The following is a 20287-nucleotide window of genomic DNA, read 5'->3' as shown; positions in this document are numbered from 1 at the left end:
GGACCCGATCCAGGAGTACGATCGGTTGGGCGTGGAGGACCGGTTCCTGGACATCATCGGGGTGAACGTGCCGCTGTCGGTGGTGCCGGTGCGCCCGGGCCGCAACATGGCCACCATCATCGAGGTGGCGGCGCGCAATCACCTGCTCAAGCTGCAGGGGCACCACTCGGCGAGGGAGTTCGCCGAGCGGCTCAACCGTGCTATCGCTGACGGTGCGATGCGTCGTACGTTGGGAGAAGAGGTCGAGTGAGCGCCCCCGCAAAGCACATCGTCATCATCACCGGCATGTCCGGCTCGGGTAAGTCCACGGCCATCCGAGCGCTGGAGGATGCTGGCTTCTTCTGCATCGACAACCTGCCGGTGCTGCTGCTGCCCAAGCTGACGGAGCTGGCCGGCAGCGGCCAGATCGAGCGGATGGCGCTCGTGGTGGATGTGCGCGAGGGCATCTTCCTCAAGGAGGCGCCGCGCGTGCTGGACGAGGTGCGCCGCGCGGGCCACCAGGTGGAGGTGCTCTTCCTGGACTCGAGCGATGACAGCCTCATCCGCCGCTTCAGCGAGACGCGCCGCCGCCACCCGCTGGCCCCCACCGGCACCGTGGCCGACGGCATCGCCGCCGAGCGCGAGGAGCTGCGGGACTTGCGCGAGCTGGCCGACCAGGTCATCGACTCGTCCGCGCTGAACGTGCATGACCTGAAGCGGATGGTGCAGGCGCGCTTCAGCCCGGAGCCGGCGACGGGCCCCTCGCTGTCCGTGATGTCGTTCGGCTACCGGCACGGCGTGCCGCCGCAGGCGGACCTGGTGCTGGACGTGCGCTTCCTGCCCAACCCCTACTTCGTGCCCGAGCTGAAGGGGCTGACGGGGAAGAACCCGAAGGTGGCCGCGTACGTGCTGGAGCGCGAGGAGACGCAGCAGTTCCTCGAGAAGGTGGTGGACCTCTGCCGCTTCCTGTTCCCGCGCTACCAGAAGGAGGGCAAGGCGTACCTCACGGTGGCGCTGGGGTGCACCGGCGGCAAGCACCGCTCGGTGGCCATCGCGGCCGAGCTGACGCGGCAGCTCCAGGAGGAGATCCCCCGCATCCAGCTCTGGGACCGCGACATCGAGAAGGAGTAGCGCGGCCCTCGAGGCCTGCCGTCCTCAGCGCCGCCCCACCTCCCACCAGCCGAAGTACATGGTCCGCTGCTCCATGAGGTGGACCCAGCCGGGCGCGTGCGTGTAGCCGTAGGGCAGCAGCCCCGCCGTCGCCAGCGCCGAGGCCGTCTCCTCGAAGGAGGGGAAGGACACCCAGACCGCCGGCCCCGCCGTCTTCACCTGCCGCCGAGGCACCTCGTGCCCATCCAGCCCCGGCCGGCGCTCGAGCACGGTGAAGAGCATTCGTCCCTCGGGCTTGAGCGCCGAGGCGAAGTGGTTCAGCACCAGCCGCACGTCATCGCAGAAGTCCAGGCAGCCGATGGCCAGCACCACATCGAAGCGCCCCAGCTCCGAGGGAATGGGCTCGTGGTAGCTGTGCACGCGCCAGGTGGCCGAGGGCCGGCCTTGCCGCGCCAGCTCGAGCATCTCCGGTGACAGGTCCAACCCCACCACCTCCACCGAGTTGTCCAGCGTCCGAGTAAGCAAGCCCGTGCCGCACCCCACGTCGAGCACCCGGCAGCTCGGCGTCACCGCCGACGCCAGGAACCGCTCCACCCGGTCCTCGTAGCGGTGCAGGGAGGGGAAGAGGACCTCGTACGCCGGAGCGATCTCTCCGTACACCTGCCTGACGTGCTCCTCGTTGCTCGGGGGGGCCATGAGGAGCCGTACCTTAAATCGGACGGGCTCTCGGGCGAGATAGGGGGGAACCGGGGCCCCTCGGGTGTCACGCAGAGGCCACGGCACGAGCACTACGCTCTGCGTTGGGTCGAAAAGCCTCCGGGGCCGCGGATCACTGAGGAGAGAGCGGCCGTGCGGACGAGGGAGCAGGCACGCCTACAGCGAGAATGGAGCCCTACCTATTGCATTGGCCTCCCTGTTCGAAGGACGCTTGGAAGAATGATGAGGGCCAGTATCGGCCGGCGGCTGTATGTGTCGTTCGGCCTGCTTGTAGTGGCATTCGCGGTGCTGGGGGGGGCGCAGATCGTCTCGTCCTACCGGCTGACGCGAGGGGTGCAGTCCTCGCTGGAGCGCTCCTTCACCATGGCCACGGCGCTCTTCGAGCTGAGGACCATCCACCAGCAGACCGCCGTCCTGCTGGCCTCCAACGTCACCGGCACCCAGGCCCAGGCGCAGGATGAGCTCGACACGCTGGAGAAGAGCTTCGGCGCGCGGATCACCTCCCTGCGGGAGAGGGGCTATCCGGCGGACCGGCTCGCGGACGTGCAGAGGCGCTTCAAGGAGACGTTGGGCCTGGGCCGCCTGCTGATCGCCGCCCACGGCCAGGGAGATCCCCAGGCCCTGCCCACGGAGTTCCATGAGAAGACGCGGGTGCTCGAGCAGCTCCTGGAGTCCATGGCGAGGGACGAGGCGGACTCGGTGCTCTCGTCCTTCTGGGAGCTGCGGTCGAACTTCCGGCGCGGCGCGCTCATCTTCGCGGGCGGGGTGCTGGGCTGCATCGCCGTGGCGCTGCTGCTGGCCTTCGGGCTGAGGCGCTCGCTGGTCCACCCGCTCCGGGCGCTCACCGGGGTGGCGCGGGAGATCAGCCAGCATGGAGACCTGACGCTCCCCGTGCCGGTCCGCTCCGGGGACGAGGTGGGCCAGCTCGCCGATGCCTTCCGCGAGATGGTGGAGCGGCTGAGGACCATCCACCACGAGCTGCGCGCCTCGGGAGGCACGCTGGCCGAGTCCGCCACGCGGATGCGCCACTCCGCGGAGCAGCAGCAGGACACGGTCAGCGCCCAGGCGGCGGCGCTGCATGAGACTCGCCTCACGGTGGAGCAACTGCGGGAGACCTCCTCGCTGGCGGCCGAGACGGCGGGGACGGTGCTCCGGGTGGCCGAGAAGGCAGACTCGCTCGGCCGGGCGGGCGAGGCCTCCATCGCCCTAGGCGTCTCGGGGCTGGCGGACCTGGGCGCCCAGGTGCAGGAGATTGCCCAGCGCATCCACAACCTGGGGACGACCACCCAGCAGATCGGCGCCATCACCAAGACGGTGAAGGACCTGGCGGACCGCTCCAACATGCTGGCGCTCAACGCGGCCATCGAGGCGGCGCGCAGCGGCGCCGACGGCAAGGGCTTCAGCGTGGTGGCGCGGGAGATCCGCTCGCTGGCGGACCAGTCCATCGAGGCCACCTTGAGGGTCCGGGAGATCCTCGAGGTGGTGGGCCACGCCGTGACGGAGACGGTGAGCATCACCCAGCGCAACGCCGAGCGGATGCAGAGCGGGCTGGAGCAGGTGCGCGCCACGGGCGAGAGCCTGCGCGAGCTGTCCTCGCTCATCCGGGACAACACCACCGCGGTCCGGCAGATCGTCGCCGCCGTGAGCCAGCAGGACCTGGGCATCGCGCAGATCCTCGGCGCGGTGACGGAGCTCTCCATGATGATGGAGGACACGGAGAAGGAGCTGGACTTGACGAAGAACGCGGCGGTGATGCTCGACGAGGTGTCCCGCAAGCTCACCGAGGTGGTGACGCGCTATCGCGCCTGAGTGGCAGCTTGACGGGATGAGACCCGTGGATGAGCATGGGTCCGTCGGGGCCGGCCACTGCTCACCGCGTTGCAAGAGCTCACTACCTGAGAATGCTCGTTCACTTCCGTTCTGTGGGGCGCCGCGGCTGTGGGCGCGCGGCTCGATGGGTCCTCGTCGTCTGTGCGCTGCTCGCGGGAAGCGCGGGCGCCCAGGAGGACCAGGGTATCCACCGGGAGCCGGAGGACGCGGGAGTCCCGCCATCGGCTCCGCAGCTCACGAAGGCGCCCGAGCTCCTCAAGTTCGTCGAGGCGGTCTATCCCCCCGAGGCGCTCGCCCGAGGCGAGGCGGCGGAGGTGGCCTTCACCATCGACATCGATGAGACGGGCAAGGTGACGCAGGCGGAGGTGACGCGCTCGGCCGGGCCGGAGTTCGATGCGGCGGCGCGCGAGGCCGTGCTGCAGCTCGAGTTCTCCCCGGCCGAGGTGGATGGCAAGCCAGCGCCGGTCCGCATCGAGTACGTCTACCACTTCGTGCCGAAGCCGCCGCCACCCCCCGAGCCTACGGCCGTCGTCGAGAAGCCCGTGAACTTCCGCGGCCGGGTGGTCGAGCGCGGCACGCGGGATCCCATCGCGAACGCCACGGTGTACCTGCCCGAGCAGGGGCTGACGGCGGAGACGGATGAGGAGGGCCGCTTCGAGCTGCGCGGAGTGGTGCCTGGGCGCATCAAGGTCGAGATCTCCGAGCCGAAGCACCGGAAGTTCCTCACCACGGAGGAGCTGCGCGAGGGCGAGGTGACGGATCTCACCGCGTACCTCTGGAAGAAGGTGGAGAGCGGCTTCGAGACGGTGGTGGTGGGTGCCCGGGAGAAGAAGGAGGTCGCCCGGCGCACGCTCCAGAAGCAGGAGCTGCAGACCGTGCCGGGCACCTTCGGAGACCCGCTGCGCGTGCTGCAGAACATGCCGGGCATGGCGCGAGCTCCCTACATCTCGGGAGCCCTGCTGGTGCGAGGCGCTCAGCCGGAGGACACCCAGGTGATGATCGACGGGGTGCCCATCCCGCTGCTCTACCACTTCGCGGGTGGCCCCTCGGTCATCAACGCGTCCTTTATCGACCGGATCGACTTCTTCCCGGGGGCCTACGGCGCGAAGTACGGGCGAGCCATCGCCGGCATCGTGGACGTGGGCGTCAACTCGCCCGAGCCGAAGCGGCTGCACGGCCTCGTGGACATCAACCTGCTGAACTCGGGCTTCTACCTGGAGTCCCCGCTCAGCGAGACGAAGAACTACGGCACGCTCGCGGTCTCGGCGCGGCGCAGCTACATCGATCTGTTGCTGCCTCCCGTCCTGGAGGCCTTCCGTTCCCCTGGCGGTGCGACGACCGTGGCCTCGCCGGTCTACTGGGACTACCAGGCTCGCTATGACTTGAAGCTCGGGAAGGACCGGCTCGAGGTCCTCGCGTTCGGTTCGAGCGACAGTCTGGCCATCTCCCAGAGCGGCTCGGAGGAGACCCAGCCCTTCTCGCTGGACACGCACCAGGCCTTCCACCGGCTTCGCCTGGGGTGGAACCGGCTGACCGACTCCGGATGGAAGCTCTCGCTGGCGCCGACGATCGGAATCACCCCCTTCAACTTCCAGATTGGAACCGTGTTCAAGGGAGGGATCACCTCGCACGATGTGAACGTGCGAGGGGCCGCCGAGAAGGAACTCGTGAAGGGGCTCTCCGTCGAGACGGGCACTGACATCAACGTCGCCAACTACGACGTGCACTTCGAGTTCCCCCAGGTGGCCAAGCCGGAGGACACCGAGCCGCCGCCGCCGCGCGTCGTCAGCAAGCACGTGAACGTGTCCACGTATGCGGCCTATGGGGAGGCGGTGTGGTTGCCGCTCGAGCACCTGAAGCTCGTTCCCGGGCTCCGGTTCGAGGCCTATCAGCTCCCCGGAGGCACGCGAGGCTCGCTGGAGCCTCGGCTCGCGGCGCGCTACGAGCTGACCGACACGCTCACCGCGAAGGCCGCGGTGGGACTGTACCGGCAGGCGCCTCAACCCGCGCAGGTCGCGCCCACGTTCGGCAACCCGGAGCTGGGGCTGCCGCGCAGCCGGCAGACGGCCGGGGGCATCGAGTGGAAGCTCAGCCAGTTGGTGCTGTTGGATCTCCAGGGCTTCTACAACTGGAGAGATCACCTCGTCGTCTCGTCCCAGGACTTCGTGGAGCGCAACGGCCAGCAGGAGCCCGAGCTCTACAACAACCGGGGCCATGGCCGGGCCTACGGCATGGAGCTGCTGCTCAAGCACGAGCTCACCGAGCGCTTCTATGGCTGGGTGGCCTACACGCTCTCGCGGTCCGTGCAGTGGGACGAGGACGCGAAGGTCTACGCCCCGGTCGAGTTCGATCAGACGCACATCCTCACGCTGGTGGGCTCCTACAAGCTGGTGGGGGGCTGGGAGTTGGGGATGCGGTTCCGCCTCACCACGGGACGGCCGGAGACGCCCATCTCGGGAAGCACCTACAACGCGGACACCGGGCGCTATTTCCCGGTGGAGGGCGTGCCGGGCTCGGCCCGAGGCGTCACCTTCCACCAGCTTGATCTCCGGGCCGAGAAGCTCTGGACGTTCGAGCGCTGGAGGCTGTCCGCCTACCTGGACGTCCAGAACATCTACAACGCCTCGAATCCGGAGGGGACGCTCTGGGACTACCGCTATCGCGAGAACGCGCCGATCCGGGGGCTGCCCCTGCTTCCGACCTTCGGTATGAAGGGAGAGTTCTGATGTCCGCCCGTCTGATTCCTCTCGTGACGCTGGTGGCGCTGACGGCCTGCTCCTATGACTTCCAGCGCTCGAGTGAGGTCATCGATCGCCGGATCCTCGCCATTCAGGTCGATCCGCCGGAGCTGGCCGGTGGAACCGCGCTCCCCGACTCCGTGAAGGCGCTGGCGCTGGTGGTGGACCCGGCGGATCCGCTCGGCGCCGCCGAGGTGAGCTGGGCCGCCTGCCTCCTCCCCGCGCTCTCCAATGGCAACGAGGGCGATGCCCAGAACAAGCGCTGCCCCGAGGGCGATTCGACCCTCCGGCTCCCGAGCAACAGCATGCCGCTCTCCTCGGTCGGCTTGACCCTCCCTGTCCCGCCGGACGTGGTGGGCCTGCTGGGCTCCGGGAGCGACATCCCCGCGGCGCAGATCCAGATGGAGCTCTCGGTCAGCTCGGACCAGGGTGAGCTGGTGGCGGTCAAGGAGGTGGCGGTGACCGCGGTGCTGCCAGAAGGGCAGGAGCCCAACCGGAACCCGGTGGTGAAGGGCCTCACGCTGGATGGTACCGACTGGCTCCCGGATACGCCGAGGACGATCACCTACGGAGCCTGCCCGGACGAGAAGAAGAAGGAGGTCGAGGCGAAGGACAAGAGCCTCGTCCGGGTCTGCGAGCACGAGATCGAACCGCTCTTCGACGAGTCCGAGTCCCAGTTCTACAACGACCGGGGGTTCAGCGGAGAGACGGAGCTCCAGCGCGAGCGGCTCCGGTTCGCCTGGTTCACCGACGCGGGCTCCTGGCGGCATGACGTCACCCGACAGTACGATCCTCGGGATCCCTCGCCCGACAACGTCGGGCCCCAGTCCTTCTGGCGCGAGCCTCCCGAGAAGACCGAGCGGTCCACCCTCTGGGTCGTCGTCCGGGACGGGCGCGGCGGCACGAGCTGGGAGCGGCGCGAAGTGCTCTTCCAGTAGCGGTTCTCCCACCCCGTTGCTCCCTGTGCGCGTTCATCTACGTTGCGAATGTGTTTTTGAGACACTAAGTTAGTGTAAGAAGAACACAAAAGGGGAGCGGGTCATGCCCATCCGGTACATCAAGGCTGCGCCGACGACGTACGTCATCCAGTTCCAGGACGGGAAGGTGAGGCGGGAGGGGCCCGGGTTGTCCTTCCTCTACTGGGCGCCCACGACGACGCTGGTGGCGGTGCCGCTGGCGAGCGCGGATGTGCCCTTCGTCTTCAACGAGATCACCCAGGACTTCCAGGCGGTGACGCTCCAGGGGCAGCTCACCTACCGGGTGGCGGATCCGAAGCGGCTGGCGTCGCTGCTGGACTACTCCATCGCTCCCTCGGGGCGGTACCTCTCCCATGATCCGGAGAAGCTGGAGGAGCGGCTGGTGCAGGTGGCTCAAGTCCGCGCCCGCACGGTGGTGCAGGGCATGGGGCTGCGCGAGGTGCTCGGGCGCTCGGACGTGGTGGAGGCGCAGGTGCTCGCGGCGCTGGGCAGCTCGGAGGCCATCCGCCTGCTGGGCGTGGAGGTGATGGGCTTCTCGCTGCTCTCGGTGCGGCCCACGCCGGAGATGGCTCGAGCGCTGGAGGCCGAGGCCCGCGAGGGGTTGCAGCGCCGCGCGGACGAGGCCATCTACACCCGCCGCAACGCCGCCGTGGAGCAGGAGCGCCGCATCAAGGAGAGCGAGCTGGCCACGGAGCTGGCCGTGGAGGCAAAGCAGCGGCAGATCCGCGAGGCGAAGATGGCGGCGGACATCGCCGTGGAGGAGCAGCGCGGGGCGCTCATGGAGCGCTGGAGCCAGAACGAGCGCCAGGCGGCGGACGCTCGGGCCTATGCGCTGGAGAAGGTGCTGGCCCCCGTGCGCGACGTGGACTGGAAGACGCTGATGGCGGCCAACGGCGGCGGGAACGATCCCAAGCTGAACATCGCCCTGGCCTTCCGGGAGATGGCGGAGAACGCGCAGAAGATCGGCGAGCTGAACATGTCTCCGGAGCTGCTGAGCGGGCTGTTGGGCCCCTCGCAGCGCGAGCCGCCCGCCGAGCCGCAGCGCACGCGGGCCAGCCGGTGAGGGAACCATGTTCGAGAAGATTGTCCTCGTCACTCGGAAGACGCGGCTGGCGGAGCTGGTGGAGCGGCTGAACACCCGCGCTCAGGCGCGCTTCTACCTGGAGCACGCCGGGCAGGACTTCGAGGACTACGCCCGCGAGGATGACACCTACCGCCGGGCGCTGGAGGGGCTCCATGGAGCCCTGGCGCTCGGGCTGCCGGTGCAGCAGGTGGACCGCTCGCTGGTGCCCACCTTCCTCTTCACCGGCAAGGAGGTGGTGGTGGCGGTGGGCCAGGACGGGCTGGTGGCCAACGTGGCCAAGTATGTGAGCGGCCAGCCCCTGGTGGGCATCAACCCGGACCCCTCGCGCTTCGACGGGGTGCTGCTGCCGTTTGGCGTGGACGGGGCTCGCGCGGCGGTGTGGCGGACGCTGGAGGGCAAGGCGAGCGTGCGCGAGGTAACGCTGGCCGAGGCTCGCCTGGACGACGGGCAGCGGCTGTTGGCCTTCAATGACCTGTTTCTCGGCGCGCGCACGCACGTCTCCGCCCGCTACATGCTGCGCTACGGGGACACGGCCGAGTCCCAGTCCTCCAGCGGGGTCATCGTCTCCACCGGAGCGGGCTCCAGCGGGTGGCTCTCGTCGGTCTTCAACCTGGCCCGCGGGCTCACCACCGCCGCCGGTGGCGTGCCGGGGAATACCTGGCGCATGGGCTGGGAGGACCCTCGGCTGGCCTTCGTCGTGCGCGAGCCCTTCATCAGCCGCCACTCCTCCGCCAGCCTGATCAGCGGCTTCGTCTCCTCCGAGCGGGAATTGGTGCTCGAGTCCCGCATGCCCTTGGGTGGCGTCATCTTCAGCGATGGCGTGGAGGAGGACTTCCTGGTCTTCAACGCGGGGGCTACCGCCCACGTCCTCCCAGCGGCGCAACGGGCCCGACTCGTGGTGTCCTGAGGCCGCCTGCCCGCCCGCCAGCCAATAGGCAAGGGCCGGAAAATCGGCTCCGAGCTGAACCTTTAGTCATGTCCCGGCATCTACAGAATGTGGGAAGCTGGGGAGGTGCTCCCCCGTCCGGTGGGTAACGGCGCCTTGTCCCACGGGGCGAGGAATGGTGGGCGTAAAACTGGGTGCGTTCTTACCTTTCGAGATAAGAGGGTAGTCTGTAACAGGTGGCGGGACGCGGAACCTTTCACCGGGGTTGCACGCCGTTGGAATCAGGCGTAGGACGCAAGCCCGGGGGGTGGTGAGGAGTGAATATGGTTGGCCTCGTCGTCGCATCTCACGGGCGTCTGGCGGAAGAGTTGGTCGCCACCGCCGAGCAGATTGTGGGCAAGTTGCCCTCGGTGGCCACATGCAACATCGAGCCGGGCACGTCCGTCGAGGACCTGCGCGCCAAGATGAAGCAGGCGGTGGCCCGGGTCGATGACGGGGAAGGTGTCATCGTCATGGCCGACCTGTTCGGAGGTACCCCCTGCAAGGAGTCGCTGATGATGTGTCAGCGGGGGAATCTCGAGGTCCTCGCCGGCGTGAACCTTCCGATGATCCTCAAGGCCAACTCGCTGCGCGACGAGCACCTGCCGCTGCCGGAGATGGCCAGCCTGTTGGCCTCGTATGGGCAGCGCAACATCACCTGCGCCTCCGCCCTGCTTCGTGAGGCCCAGCAGTCGCCGCGAACTTGACGCGCGTGCGTCCCTAGGCGATTCGAGACAGCCGTGATCACCCTGGTCCGGGTCGACAACCGCCTCATCCACGGACAGGTCGTCGAGGCCTGGCTGCCGCACCTGAAGGTGCAGCGCGTCGTCGTGGCCGATGACGAGGCCGCCTCCAGTCCGCTCATCCGCGCCGCCATGGCGCTGGCGGTGCAGAGCGCCATCGAAGTTCAGATTCTTCCCCTGGCCCAGGTGGACTTCGCCTCCGTCTCCAAGGACGGGGTGCGCACCCTGGTGCTGCTCAGGGATGTGGCCTCGGTGCCCTTCGCCTTCGCGCACGGGCTGGCCATGGACCACCTCAACCTGGGCAACGTGCACTTTGGAGCCGGTCGCCGGCAGGTGTCTCCGTCCGTGTTCCTCGCGGAGGCGGAGGTGCAGGCGCTCACGGGGCTGGCGGACAAGGGCGTGCGGGTAGAGGCGCGAGCGGTGCCCTCCGAGAAGTCGTTGGAGCTGGGGGAGCTGACCGAGCGCTGGGCAAAGGGCGGGTGAGCGCGTGAGCGTGAGCTGGACCCAGGTGCTGCTCGCGGGGCTCTGGGGCGGCGTGGTGGCCGTGGAGCGCAAGGCGTTCCTGCAGGCCATGCTCTCCCGGCCGCTGGTGTCCGCCACGATCATGGGCGCCCTGCTGGGAGATGTCCGCTCGGGCCTCTACATTGGCATGCTGCTGGAGCTGTTCTACCTGGGCACCGCCAACCTGGGCGCCTCGCTGCCGGAGAACGACACCGTGTCCGCCACGGGCACGGCGGCGGCGGCGGCCACCATGGCGGCGGCCACGGGCGCGGGCTCCACGCAGGCGATCTGGTCCGTCGCCGTGCTGCTCTTCATTGGCCTGGGCCGGGCGGGGCGGTACGTGGATCGGCTGCTCGAGGGGTACATGGCGCGGCTGGCCCGGGTGGCGATGGCCTCGGCCGAGGCGGGCAACCTCTCTCGCGCGGTGCGGCAGAACCTGTGGGGCATGTGGCCGCACTTCCTGGTCTATGCCCTGGCCACGGCTGGGTGCGCGGTGCTGGGCTTCTTCCTCGGGCCGTGGATGGAGCGGCTGCCGTTGGATCTGCTCCGGGGGCTGGCGTGGGCGTTTCCGGCCATGGCCTCGGTGGCGGCGGCGCTGGCGGCGCAGGGCAGCCACGCCAAGCGCGCGCCCCTGTACGCGAGCCTGGGCGCGCTGGTGGTCATCCTGGTGGTCATCCTCCGCACCTACCAGGAGCGCCGATGAGCTCCGTGCCCGCGCCTACCCTCAGCCGGTCCGTGCTGCTGCGCGTCTTCCTGCGCTCGCTGGCGCTGCAGGCCTCGTGGAACCCCAAGGGGATGCAGAACCTGGGGCTGGCCTACAGCCTCTTCCCGGCGCTGGAGCAGCTCTACCCGGAGAAGAAGGAGCAGGAGGCCGCGGTGCAGCGGCACCTGGTCTTCTTCAACACCCATCCGTACGTGGCGGCGGCCATCGTCGGCGGGGTGCTCAACCACGAGCAGCGCATCGCCCGGGGCGAGGAGACGCCCGACAAAGTGGTAGCCTTCAAGGCCGCGCTCATGGGCCCGCTGGCGGCGCTGGGGGATGGGTTCTTCTGGCTGTCGCTCAAGCCGGCCGTGGGCGCGGTGTGCGCCGCCCTGGTGCCCCTGCTGCACGCGTGGGCGGCCCTGCTCTTCCTGTTCCTCTACAACCTGGTGCACCTCACCCTGCGCGCCCGCTTCTACTGGCTGGGCCTGGAGCTGGGGGACCGGCTGGTGGAGGCCGTGGCCCGCGCCAACCTGCCTAGCCGGGGCGCCCGGCTGCGCTCCATCGCGGCGGCGTGCGCCGGGGGCACGGCCGCCTGGCTCTCGGTGGACCTGGGGCGGACGGCGGGAGGGGACCATGCGCCCTTCCTGGTGGCTGGCTGTTTGGCGTTGGGGGTGGTGTCCTATGTGCTCGTTCAACAGCGGGTGCCCAACTACGTCGTGCTGTACCTTGCCGCGGGCCTGGCGTGCGCGGCGGGGGCCTTTCTCTAGATGACGAGGGGGAGTGGAGCCGCACATGGCTAACGTCGCTGAAGGCACGTACGAGATCATCAACGCACTGGGCCTGCATGCCCGGGCGGCCGCGCAGCTCGTCAAGGTGGCCAACCGCTTCAAGTGCGAGACGTCCATCGAGCACCAGGGCCAGAAGGCCAACGCCAAGTCCATCATGGGAGTGCTCATGCTGGCGGCGGGGCAAGGGTCCAAGGTGAAGCTCACCTGCAAGGGCGAGGACGCGGAGGCCTGCCTGGCGGAGATCGTCAAGCTCATCAACGATCGCTTCGGAGAGGGCCAATAGGCGCGGCAGGGTATGCTCTGCCGCGGATGAACGAGGAACCGTGAGCTCGCCAGGTACCCCCACCCTGAACTTGAAAGGCATCGGCGCCTCGCCCGGCGTCGGGGTAGGGCACGCCTTCATCCTGGACCGCAAGCGGGTGCGCACCCCCAAGCTGCGGCTGGCCGAGGCGGAGGTGGAGCCCGAGCGCATGCGCATGCGCACCGCGCTGGAGCTGTCGGACCGCCAGCTCGCCGAGCTCAAGGACCAGATCACGCGCTCGGAGGGGCATGACCACGCGCTCATCCTCGAGGCCCATCGGCTGATGCTGCACGACCCGATGCTCGTGGACGAGGTGGACAAGCTGATCGTGGAGGACCGCATCAACGCCGAGTGGGCGGTGCGGCGGGTGGCGCGCAAGCTCAAGCACCTGTTCGACAACATCCCGGACGAGTACTTCCGCGAGCGGCGCTCGGATGTGGACTACGTGGCCGACCGCGTGGTGCGCAACCTGATGGGCCAGGTGGTGGACGAGGAGGTGGAGATCCCCGCCGAGGCCATCGTCGTGGCGCATGACCTGGCTCCCTCGGACGCGGCGATGATGGCTCGCAGCGGGCGGGTGGCCGGCTTCATCACGGATCTGGGCGGCCAGACGAGCCACACCGCCATCGTCGCCCGCGCCCGGGAGACTCCCGCCGTGGTGGGCGCGGGCAAGGCCAGCGAGCAGATCTCCCCGGGAGACCTGGTGGCGCTGGACGGCTCGAGCGGCGTCATCCTGGTGAACCCCACGCCGGATCAGCTCGCCCTGTTCCGAGAGGCGCAGCGCGTGCAGCAGGCCAGCGAGCAGCTGGCCCTGCGCACCAAGGACTTGCCGGCGACGAGCGCGGACGGCTACCGGATCCGGCTCAACGGGAACATGGAGTTCCTGGAGGAGATCCCCTCGCTGCTGGCGCACGGGGCGGAGGGCATCGGGCTGTACCGCACGGAGTTCATGTTCCTGGACCGGAAGACGGTGCCCTCCGAGGAGGAGCACTACCGGGCCTACAAGCAGGTGCTGGAGGCGATGGGCGGGCGGCCTGTCACCATCCGCACGCTGGATCTGGGCGGGGACAAGGTCCCAACCAAGGTGAAGCACGAGAAGGAGCCCAACCCGGCCATGGGCCTGCGGGCCATCCGCTACTGCCTGGCCCACCGGGAGCTGTTCCGGGCGCAGCTCCGGGCGCTCTTGCGCGCCAGCGCGCACGGGAACCTGCGGCTGATGTTCCCGCTGATCAGCGGCATGAGCGAGCTGCGCGAGGCGCGCGCGGAGCTGGAGCACTGCCGCACGGAGCTGAGCCGGGCGGGGGTGCCCATGGGCAAGCGCTTCTCGGTGGGCATCATGGTGGAGACGCCGAGCGCGGCGCTGATCGCGGACCGGCTCGCCCAGGAGGCGGACTTCTTCTCCATCGGGACGAACGATCTCATCCAGTACACGCTGGCCATCGACCGCCAGAACCGGGACGTGGCCTACCTCTACAAGCCGCTGCACCTCTCGGTGCTGCGCTCGATCCAGAACATCGTCGGCGCGGCGAAGTCGGCCAACATCCCGGTGTCCATGTGCGGTGAGATGGCGGGAGACCCCATCTACTCGCTGGTGCTGCTGGCGCTGGGCTTCGACGAGCTGTCGATGACGTCGGGGCAGATCCCGGTGGTGAAGAACATCCTGCGCAGCGCCAGCCGCGCGGATGCGGTGGCGCTGCTCAACTCCGCCATGGAGCTGACCACGGCGGAGGAGATCGAGCGCTACATCCGCACGGAGATGGAGCGGCGCTTCATCTCCGCGGAGCCCTGAGCGGCGCGGCCACCTTTCTTGTTGGGGTGGCCGCCACCCGCCCACGACTGGAAGGATCCGTGGTGAGTGCATGGAATGGGGGCTGCATCTGGATCAGTTGCGCGATGGACGCGGGGCGGCTCAGTAATACACGCCGTCCAGCTTTTCGATGAGCGCTTTGATGGCTTCCGGGGTGGTGCCGCAGAACTTCGCGAGGTCTGGGGCCGCATAAGTCAAGGCAACGGTTGAAGGCGGTTCCTCCGCGATCGATTGCGCAATAACGCGCCCGTACTTCCCGGGCCAGGGAAGCGCGGCCAGTTCGGCGGCCCTGCGCGCGGGGGCGAACAGTGTGAAGTACGGCCAAGGGGGGAAACGCAGCGTACGAACGTCGCAGTGGAGGAACCGACACTGATCCACGTGCGCGGAGCTGAAGTCACAATCCACAATGGTTGCTTGGGTTGCGTCCCGCCAATTCCCAAAGTCATTGCCGACGAAGCGCCCCTTGAACCGGCAGCCTTTCAGGTGGACTGAGTCCCACCCGAAGTTCTTCAGCACCCGTGCCACCTCAATGGTGCAGTCGATCAAACGAACCTGGTTCACCACCAGCGCTTTCCTGGGGACCTTCACGACGAGAGTGCAGTTCCTCAGCGTCAGCGCGGGTCCCAAATAATAGAGTTCGGTTTTACTATCCAGGACAAGTTGCTCATTGGCGATTTCACGGTTGCGGAACGTGATCATGGTGCCCCTGGGTGCCGCCTGGCTCAGAAGGTAATCATCCGGAAGAACTCTTCGGCCATCCTCCGCCCGTGCAATTGCATGTTCCAGTCCGTCCCGGTAAGAATCTCGTATTTGAGCCCCGTCACCGGATCAACTGCATCAACACCGGTTGGATTCCACTTCAGGTTCGTGAACTCAAGGCTCAGTTGCTCTTCCACCCATTGCCCTCGGAACATGCGCTCCATCAAGCGTGCTCGTAGATATTCGCCCGCCTCGCGCGCCTTGTTGATGGCGTTGCGCTGGGCTGGTCTTAGAGCATCACGGCTCCAGGCCTGCCTAAGGCGCTGGGCCGCCGCCGCCAGAGCATCCCCGACAGGGTCTTTCGCCGGGATGTCCCTGACGGATCTGTTGGCGGACACGTGCCAGCGCTGACCGTTGAAGAGAACCTGCCGGTTGCCGCCTTGGTGGCGGATGATGACCGTGACACCCTCGCGTCCCTCCGCCGCTTCCTCCGCCGCCGCAGTTGCGCGTCCTCCGGGACGGCGCACCATGAGGGTGAAGGTCTCGTTCTCGGCGGCAGCCACCGCCTCCACCTCGTCGGCCCCCGCGAGACTCAAGCCCTGCGCCTCGGCCTGAGTCACTGCCTGCGCGTAGCCCGGCAGTTTGGGCAACTGGGCGGTGAACTTCGCCGCGCCCCCCGCCAGCACCGCCGTGACCACCATCACCAGCACGTGCGCTGTATTCTCCCCCAGCACCTGGCTGAACTTCGCGCTGGCCTCCTGCACCTGCTCAAAGGAGGTAGCCCGATCCACGTCGTGCACCAGGCGGCCCCAGCCATCCATCATCCCCCACAGCGTGTGCACCGGCAGCCACGCCAGCAGCGCCAGCGTTAATCCGGCGGCCACCAATTTAGAGGCGGGCTCAGGTAGCAGCCAGAGCGTGAGGTACACGCAGCACGACCACACAATCATCCCTATCAGCGCCTGAGGAGACACCATGCCCTTGAGCGCCACGCGCGTCTGCTTGAGCACGTCCTTCAACGCCAGCGCCAGCCCCAGGGTGCGCACGTCCTCCCGGGTGAGAGTGGGCCCGTCCGCCAGCAGTCCCAGGCAGTCGCCTCCGCCGTACTCCTGCTGGCACAGGCCCAGGTACTTGCGCCTTAGCTCCGCTGCCGAGCCTGCCTCCAGGGGGCTGCCGTCCTCCATCGGCATCAGCCGCACCACGCGCCCGTGCTCCAGTTCCGCCAGCAGGTCCGCTTGACGCGAGCCCTCCATCAACCAGTGCGCCGTCTCCGCAGGCTGCGCGGACGGGCGGAACTCCCGCGCCAACACCCTCATGGCGCGCTGGAAGTCCTCGGTGTTCACCTCCACCGGCTCGGAGCGCCCACTGTCTGCGGTGAGCACGTGCAGTTCGTAGCGCACTGCCGCCAGTTCAGCCTCGGCTGGGTCGGTTTCCGGGTACAGCGCGCGGGGAGTGCCCGCGCAGGCCGTCAGGTACATCAACACCACCGCGCCCACCTGCCGCAGCCTCATGGAGCACCTCCCTCAGGAGCATAGGTCCAGGCTATGGAAAGCTCCGAGTGGGGGCGATGAAGCCTCGCGTTCCGCGCACTCTTCTCACGTGGCCGGTTCACTTTGTGCCAGCGAAGTGTAAAGGCCTTTGACAGCGTGGCACCCGGCGCGAACGGGCACGTCCGCTCCCGACTGGTCGGTACCGGCACGTTTGCTCCCGACGGGTCGGTGCCGGCAGGCCCACTCCTGAGCGTGAGGGTTGATCACAATGACCGTTTGAGACCTCTTCTGAACCTTCAGAAGTGCCCCGCCTCCTCTGAACCAGACGGGAGCGGCCCACCGGTACCGACCAGTTGGGAGTGGCTCACCGGTACCGACCAGGGGAACTGGTCGGAATACGCCCGGCGCATCTGATCCCATGTAAACCGCAGGCGTACAGCAGGCGTCTGGGAAGTTATCAGGCGAAATTTTAGGGAGCGCCACAGGCCAGCCACTCGCCCAGCTTCTCGCGCTCCAATTGCGTGGGTTGCAGTCGGCCGGCGGGTGGCATCTCGGTGTTGGTGGTGATGGGACCCGCGGCCGCATGCATGTCCATGTGCATGGCATGCATGCGCACCTCGTCGAGGGTGTCGAAGTTGGTGTCCGTGGGGGCGTCGTGGCGCGCATCGCCGGTGACGGACGCGCTGTGGCAGTACAGGCAGTACGTCTGCAGGAACGCCGTGCCGAAGCTCTGGGCCGTGGGGGCGTCCGTCGGGGGGCACGTCGCGCCCGTGGCAACGCCCTCGTGCTCTTCATCACCGCCGCCTCCACAACCTCCATTGTCCGAATGTCCGAGGCACAGGACGGCGGCGATGAGGAGTGCACCAATACGGGACAGGGTACGGAAGGTCATGCTGGGACTCGGAGGGCTCGAAGCCACCGAAGTGGAGGCTCGATCGCGACGATCCAGCATGCCGCGGCCAGGAACAGTGCGGCGAAATGTCGCAGAGGTGAGAAGGCGGCCTCAGCTCGCCAGGTGAGTCAGTAAACGGACTTGAGCGCTGCGGAGCGGGCGACATTGCTCTGCACCTGCGCCGCGGCATCGGTGGCCAGCGGTGAGACCCCGTCCAGCCAGTGATCGTACGCCAGGGAAATCACCTGCTCGGCCTCCAACTTCTCGGTCGAGAGAGTGAGCCCTTCGAGCGACAGCTCGGCATTGGCGATGCCGCTGCTCTCCAGCCGGAAGGGGCGCGAGTCCTCTCCATTGGCTGCGAGGACCTCGCCCTCCATCAGGATCGTCCGGCCGTCCATGGCGCCATCCGCGGGCAGCCCCACGGCGTCCTCGTCCGCAGGCCCGAAGACCAGGTGCACTCTGCAGTAGCGGCTCGGCGGTGGACGCAGGGTGCCCAACTCCAGGGCCTCTCCATCCGGGCGCTCCAGGCTGCTCACGTGAGGCGTGCCCAACTGCCGGGGGCTGGACGCGGAGTGCGCGTAGGCCGTGCCGATGGGCGAGAGCTCACGGAGCCACCGCCACGCGGCGCCCTCCGGGCAGGGGAAGATCTCCACGCTGTTCAGGGTCACCTGGGCGCGGTTCAGGACGATGCGCTCGCCCCGATCGTTGGTGAACCTGCGCGAGCTCCCCTCCACCTGAACCGGGCCTGCCGGCCGCAGGGTGAGTCCCAGGTGCAAGCGAATGCCTTCTTCCCGCGCGCCACAGCCCGCGAGCAACACGAAGAGCATGGAACGCAGCGCCGCTGACTTCATAGGTCGTACGCCAAGGCCGCCTGGAGGATGGGGCTCTGCCGGGTATGGTTCAGGAGGTTGAGCACGGGCACGCGCACTCCCAACTGGATGACGGTGTCCGTGGTGGGGCTGAACAGCACGTCCGGAGACAGGAAGCCGACGAAGCCGCTGCCCTCGGGGTCGCGCACGCCCAGGGTGTCGCTCGGGCCCTCCAGGCGGGTATCGGTGGCCAGGTGCAAGGCCCACCGCGGGCTCGGCTGGTACTGAGCGGCCAGCGTGGTGCGCAGCGAGGCTCCGGCGCGAAAGCCCTCGCGTCCTCGGGTGGGGAGAGAGCCCGTCGCATTGACGACGAAGGACCACTCCCCGCGAAACGCCGTATAGGAGAGCCCAGCGAGTGGATCCCACGAGCCGGTGCCCAGCTGGGCATCAATGGACAGCGGGTCACCCGCCGCGTCATGCAGGGTGGGCGACGTGGGCAGCCGGGCCCCGGCGACAATCCCCAGCAGGTGGTCCGGCGAGAACTCCTTGTCGCGGAACACATACGCCTTGGCGGCAACCTCCAGATCCCCGGGCCCCCAGCCGCGCTCCCGCATCAAGCTGACGTCCTGCACCCGGCGAGCCTGGAGGGGCAGGGTGGCGGAGAGGATGAGCCACGAGCGAGGCGCATAGGCAGCGGACAGGTCCATGCGCAGCTCGCGCAGGGACACGGCGTCCACTCTGGCTTCCCCCTGGGTCTGTCCCCAGGTGCGGACCGTGGTGGCCAGGCGCAGCCGCCCCGCGAAGGGTTGCTCCGTGCCCATGGAGGTGAGCGTAGGGTCTCCACAGGCGCACGTGGCGCAGGCCCGGGCGAGCCCAGGGACGATGAAGAGCGCCACCGCGAGGGAAACGACACACGCCTTCCACATGACGGGCGCACTCTACAGACGCCGCTTCGCAGGCGCCCTGCGGTGAGTTGTCGCGGCGCGCAGCTGTGCCCCGAGCAACACGAGAGCCGGAAGGCTCTGTCCACCCAAGGGCAGATCCAACGCCTGGAGAACGGTCAGCGCTCGTGAGGCCCGGGCTCCTGGGACTCCGATTTGTCGGGGGAGATGCCCTGGCGTACGCGGAAGCGCGCGAGGAGGTGCTCCACCGGGCGCAGGCCCACGAGCACCAGCAGGGCGAAGCCCACGGTGATGGCGGCGCCGAAGAAGAAGCCCATCCCCACCGCGAGGCCCACGGAGGCGGTGAGCCACAGGTTGGCGGCGGTGGTGAGCCCGTGGATGGAGGTGCCATGGCGGAGGATGGCGCCGCCGCCCAGGAAGCCAATGCCCACGACGATCTGGCTGGGAATCCGGGTGATGTCCGCGCGGATGCCCGAGGCCTCGACGCCCACAAGGGACTGCCCGGCGGACAGGCCCACCAGGGTGAAGAGGCAGGCCCCGAGGCTGACGAGCAGGTGAGTGCGCAAGCCCGCGGCATGCCCGCGCAGCTCCCGCTCCAGTCCGAGCAACCCGCCCAGCAGCAGCGTCAGCGCCAGGCGCAGGGCGATGGTGTGCTCGTCCATGGGCGGCTACTCCCCCAGCTCGATCTTCTCGTCCTTGTCCGCGTCGTTCAGCTCGGGGTTGGGCAGCGTGTCGAGCGTGGCCTTGAGCAGCTTGTAGGTGGGCACCACGTAGGGCTCCACCTCGGGGCCGAACTGCTTGACGTAGTGCTCCACGCGCTCGCGGAACTTCTCGTCCCGCGAGTCCCAGCTCCCGGAGGCCTCGGCGCTCCAGACGTCCTCGCCGTCCGCGCACCGCATCAGCCGGGCGCGCACCGCCGTGTCGGCGCCGTCCTGGGTGCGCTTCACCTGGGGCGCCAGCAGGAGCACGCCCTCGAAGCCCTCGGTGCACAGCGCCTTGAGCGAGGCGTCCGTCGCCTGCGCCTCCTGGGTGAGGTTCTGCTTCACCAGGAAGTCGCGGTTCTGGTTGATGTACTCGCGGGCGATGAGGCTCCACAGCTCGCCCACGGGCTGCTTGCCGTCGGGCAGGGGCTGCGTCACCACCACCAGCCGCTTCACGCGCTGCTTGTCCACCTGCGCGTAGTCGGGGCGGGTGGTGCTGTTCTTCACCGTGGCGCAGGCCGTGAGCACGCCCAGGCCCAGCGTGAGCGCGAGTCGCTTCGTCATCATCGTGTCCCTCTCCCGGCCCCTCGT

The 20287-nt window shown here is 68.4% G+C and carries 20 protein-coding genes and 1 pseudogene; 13 read left to right on the top strand and 8 right to left on the bottom strand.

The genetic code is table 11. From position 1 onward, the window contains the following. Positions 1–250, top strand: a pseudogene (locus ACJ8AT_RS03840) (HPr kinase/phosphorylase); the annotation flags it as partial. Beyond that, a complete protein-coding gene (gene rapZ, locus ACJ8AT_RS03835; protein ID WP_407736166.1) occupies positions 247–1110 on the top strand; it encodes an RNase adapter RapZ in 864 nt (287 codons plus the stop codon). The pseudogene ACJ8AT_RS03840 and the gene rapZ, both read left to right, overlap by 4 nt. 24 nt (positions 1111–1134) lie before the next feature. Here rapZ and ACJ8AT_RS03830 read toward each other — a convergent pair whose 3' ends face one another. After that, positions 1135–1785: a class I SAM-dependent methyltransferase gene (locus ACJ8AT_RS03830; protein ID WP_407736165.1), complete on the bottom strand. Its 651-nt coding sequence runs from the start codon at positions 1783–1785 to the stop codon at positions 1135–1137. Positions 1786–2025: 240 nt separating this feature from the next. Between ACJ8AT_RS03830 and ACJ8AT_RS03825 the strand changes: the two genes are divergently transcribed. The 11 genes from ACJ8AT_RS03825 (at position 2026) to ptsP (ending at position 14185) form a co-directional block, all read left to right on the top strand. Further along, positions 2026–3615 carry a methyl-accepting chemotaxis protein gene (locus tag ACJ8AT_RS03825; protein ID WP_407736164.1) on the top strand — a complete coding sequence of 530 codons (1590 nt, stop codon included), beginning with the start codon at positions 2026–2028 and terminating at the stop codon, positions 3613–3615. Positions 3616–3707: 92 nt separating this feature from the next. Then, the gene (locus tag ACJ8AT_RS03820) at positions 3708–6362 is read left to right on the top strand and encodes a TonB-dependent receptor domain-containing protein (protein WP_407736163.1); all 2655 of its coding nucleotides are present in this window, start codon (positions 3708–3710) and stop codon (positions 6360–6362) included. Further along, the gene (locus tag ACJ8AT_RS03815; RefSeq protein ID WP_407736162.1) at positions 6362–7312 is read left to right on the top strand and encodes a hypothetical protein; all 951 of its coding nucleotides are present in this window, start codon (positions 6362–6364) and stop codon (positions 7310–7312) included. The genes ACJ8AT_RS03820 and ACJ8AT_RS03815 overlap by 1 nt, the downstream gene beginning before the upstream one ends. A 103-nt stretch (positions 7313–7415) precedes the next feature. Continuing rightward, positions 7416–8414, top strand: coding sequence for an SPFH domain-containing protein (locus tag ACJ8AT_RS03810; protein ID WP_407736161.1), 999 nt, complete (start codon positions 7416–7418; stop codon positions 8412–8414). A gap of 7 nt (positions 8415–8421) precedes the next feature. Further along, the gene (locus ACJ8AT_RS03805; protein WP_407736160.1) at positions 8422–9342 is read left to right on the top strand and encodes an NAD+ kinase; all 921 of its coding nucleotides are present in this window, start codon (positions 8422–8424) and stop codon (positions 9340–9342) included. Positions 9343–9644: 302 nt separating this feature from the next. Continuing rightward, positions 9645–10067, top strand: coding sequence for a PTS sugar transporter subunit IIA (locus ACJ8AT_RS03800; protein WP_407736159.1), 423 nt, complete (start codon positions 9645–9647; stop codon positions 10065–10067). 33 nt (positions 10068–10100) lie between these two features. After that, positions 10101–10586: a PTS sugar transporter subunit IIB gene (locus tag ACJ8AT_RS03795; RefSeq protein WP_407736158.1), complete on the top strand. Its 486-nt coding sequence runs from the start codon at positions 10101–10103 to the stop codon at positions 10584–10586. A gap of 4 nt (positions 10587–10590) precedes the next feature. Continuing rightward, entirely contained in the window at positions 10591–11307 is a 717-nt protein-coding gene (locus tag ACJ8AT_RS03790; RefSeq protein WP_407736157.1) for a PTS sugar transporter subunit IIC, read from the top strand. After that, the gene (locus ACJ8AT_RS03785) at positions 11304–12074 is read left to right on the top strand and encodes a PTS system mannose/fructose/sorbose family transporter subunit IID (protein ID WP_407736156.1); all 771 of its coding nucleotides are present in this window, start codon (positions 11304–11306) and stop codon (positions 12072–12074) included. Before ACJ8AT_RS03790 ends, ACJ8AT_RS03785 begins: the two co-directional genes overlap by 4 nt. A 25-nt stretch (positions 12075–12099) precedes the next feature. Further along, positions 12100–12378, top strand: a complete 279-nt coding sequence (locus ACJ8AT_RS03780) for an HPr family phosphocarrier protein (RefSeq protein ID WP_407736155.1) — start codon at positions 12100–12102, stop codon at positions 12376–12378. A 40-nt stretch (positions 12379–12418) separates the two neighbouring features. Next, positions 12419–14185: a phosphoenolpyruvate--protein phosphotransferase gene (gene ptsP, locus ACJ8AT_RS03775; RefSeq protein ID WP_407736154.1), complete on the top strand. Its 1767-nt coding sequence runs from the start codon at positions 12419–12421 to the stop codon at positions 14183–14185. A 120-nt stretch (positions 14186–14305) separates the two neighbouring features. Here the strand turns inward: ptsP and ACJ8AT_RS03770 are convergent, their stop codons facing one another. The 7 genes from ACJ8AT_RS03770 to ACJ8AT_RS03740 form a co-directional block, all read right to left on the bottom strand. Further along, positions 14306–14902 carry a hypothetical protein gene (locus ACJ8AT_RS03770; RefSeq protein WP_407736153.1) on the bottom strand — a complete coding sequence of 199 codons (597 nt, stop codon included), beginning with the start codon at positions 14900–14902 and terminating at the stop codon, positions 14306–14308. Between the two features lie 23 nt (positions 14903–14925). Further along, positions 14926–16413 (bottom strand): hypothetical protein, encoded by a 1488-nt coding sequence (locus ACJ8AT_RS03765; RefSeq protein ID WP_407736152.1) that lies wholly within the window; start codon positions 16411–16413, stop codon positions 14926–14928. Between the two features lie 448 nt (positions 16414–16861). After that, a complete protein-coding gene (locus ACJ8AT_RS03760) occupies positions 16862–17284 on the bottom strand; it encodes a hypothetical protein (RefSeq protein ID WP_407736151.1) in 423 nt (140 codons plus the stop codon). Between the two features lie 128 nt (positions 17285–17412). After that, positions 17413–18135 carry a hypothetical protein gene (locus ACJ8AT_RS03755; protein WP_407736150.1) on the bottom strand — a complete coding sequence of 241 codons (723 nt, stop codon included), beginning with the start codon at positions 18133–18135 and terminating at the stop codon, positions 17413–17415. Next, positions 18132–19019, bottom strand: coding sequence for a transporter (locus ACJ8AT_RS03750; protein WP_407736149.1), 888 nt, complete (start codon positions 19017–19019; stop codon positions 18132–18134). The genes ACJ8AT_RS03755 and ACJ8AT_RS03750 overlap by 4 nt, the downstream gene beginning before the upstream one ends. 134 nt (positions 19020–19153) lie before the next feature. After that, a complete protein-coding gene (locus ACJ8AT_RS03745) occupies positions 19154–19657 on the bottom strand; it encodes an MgtC/SapB family protein (RefSeq protein ID WP_407736148.1) in 504 nt (167 codons plus the stop codon). Positions 19658–19663: 6 nt separating this feature from the next. Further along, entirely contained in the window at positions 19664–20263 is a 600-nt protein-coding gene (locus tag ACJ8AT_RS03740) for an MXAN_6521/LA_1396 family lipoprotein (protein WP_407736147.1), read from the bottom strand. Positions 20264–20287 lie beyond the last annotated feature (24 nt).

The organism is Hyalangium sp. (genome assembly GCF_045802625.1).
Lineage (GTDB): Bacteria > Myxococcota > Myxococcia > Myxococcales > Myxococcaceae > Hyalangium.
Note: the sequence above shows the minus strand (reverse complement) of the source record. Positions and strands in the feature narration are given on the sequence as shown.

Excerpts from the sequence above, each read along its gene's own strand:
- ACJ8AT_RS03820 (WP_407736163.1), top strand. The coding sequence starts at position 3,708 with ATGCTCGTTCACTTCCGTTCTGTGGGGCGCCGCGGCTGTGGGCGCGCG.
- ACJ8AT_RS03810 (WP_407736161.1), top strand. The coding sequence starts at position 7,416 with ATGCCCATCCGGTACATCAAGGCTGCGCCGACGACGTACGTCATCCAG.
- ACJ8AT_RS03785 (WP_407736156.1), top strand. The coding sequence starts at position 11,304 with ATGAGCTCCGTGCCCGCGCCTACCCTCAGCCGGTCCGTGCTGCTGCGC.
- ACJ8AT_RS03755 (WP_407736150.1), bottom strand. The coding sequence starts at position 18,135 with ATGAAGTCAGCGGCGCTGCGTTCCATGCTCTTCGTGTTGCTCGCGGGC.
- ACJ8AT_RS03765 (WP_407736152.1), bottom strand. The coding sequence starts at position 16,413 with ATGAGGCTGCGGCAGGTGGGCGCGGTGGTGTTGATGTACCTGACGGCC.
- ACJ8AT_RS03815 (WP_407736162.1), top strand. The coding sequence starts at position 6,362 with ATGTCCGCCCGTCTGATTCCTCTCGTGACGCTGGTGGCGCTGACGGCC.
- ACJ8AT_RS03750 (WP_407736149.1), bottom strand. The coding sequence starts at position 19,019 with ATGTGGAAGGCGTGTGTCGTTTCCCTCGCGGTGGCGCTCTTCATCGTC.
- ACJ8AT_RS03760 (WP_407736151.1), bottom strand. The coding sequence starts at position 17,284 with ATGACCTTCCGTACCCTGTCCCGTATTGGTGCACTCCTCATCGCCGCC.
- ACJ8AT_RS03805 (WP_407736160.1), top strand. The coding sequence starts at position 8,422 with ATGTTCGAGAAGATTGTCCTCGTCACTCGGAAGACGCGGCTGGCGGAG.
- ACJ8AT_RS03825 (WP_407736164.1), top strand. The coding sequence starts at position 2,026 with ATGATGAGGGCCAGTATCGGCCGGCGGCTGTATGTGTCGTTCGGCCTG.
- ACJ8AT_RS03830 (WP_407736165.1), bottom strand. The coding sequence starts at position 1,785 with ATGGCCCCCCCGAGCAACGAGGAGCACGTCAGGCAGGTGTACGGAGAG.
- ACJ8AT_RS03780 (WP_407736155.1), top strand. The coding sequence starts at position 12,100 with ATGGCTAACGTCGCTGAAGGCACGTACGAGATCATCAACGCACTGGGC.
- ACJ8AT_RS03740 (WP_407736147.1), bottom strand. The coding sequence starts at position 20,263 with ATGATGACGAAGCGACTCGCGCTCACGCTGGGCCTGGGCGTGCTCACG.
- ACJ8AT_RS03770 (WP_407736153.1), bottom strand. The coding sequence starts at position 14,902 with ATGATCACGTTCCGCAACCGTGAAATCGCCAATGAGCAACTTGTCCTG.
- ACJ8AT_RS03800 (WP_407736159.1), top strand. The coding sequence starts at position 9,645 with ATGGTTGGCCTCGTCGTCGCATCTCACGGGCGTCTGGCGGAAGAGTTG.
- ACJ8AT_RS03745 (WP_407736148.1), bottom strand. The coding sequence starts at position 19,657 with ATGGACGAGCACACCATCGCCCTGCGCCTGGCGCTGACGCTGCTGCTG.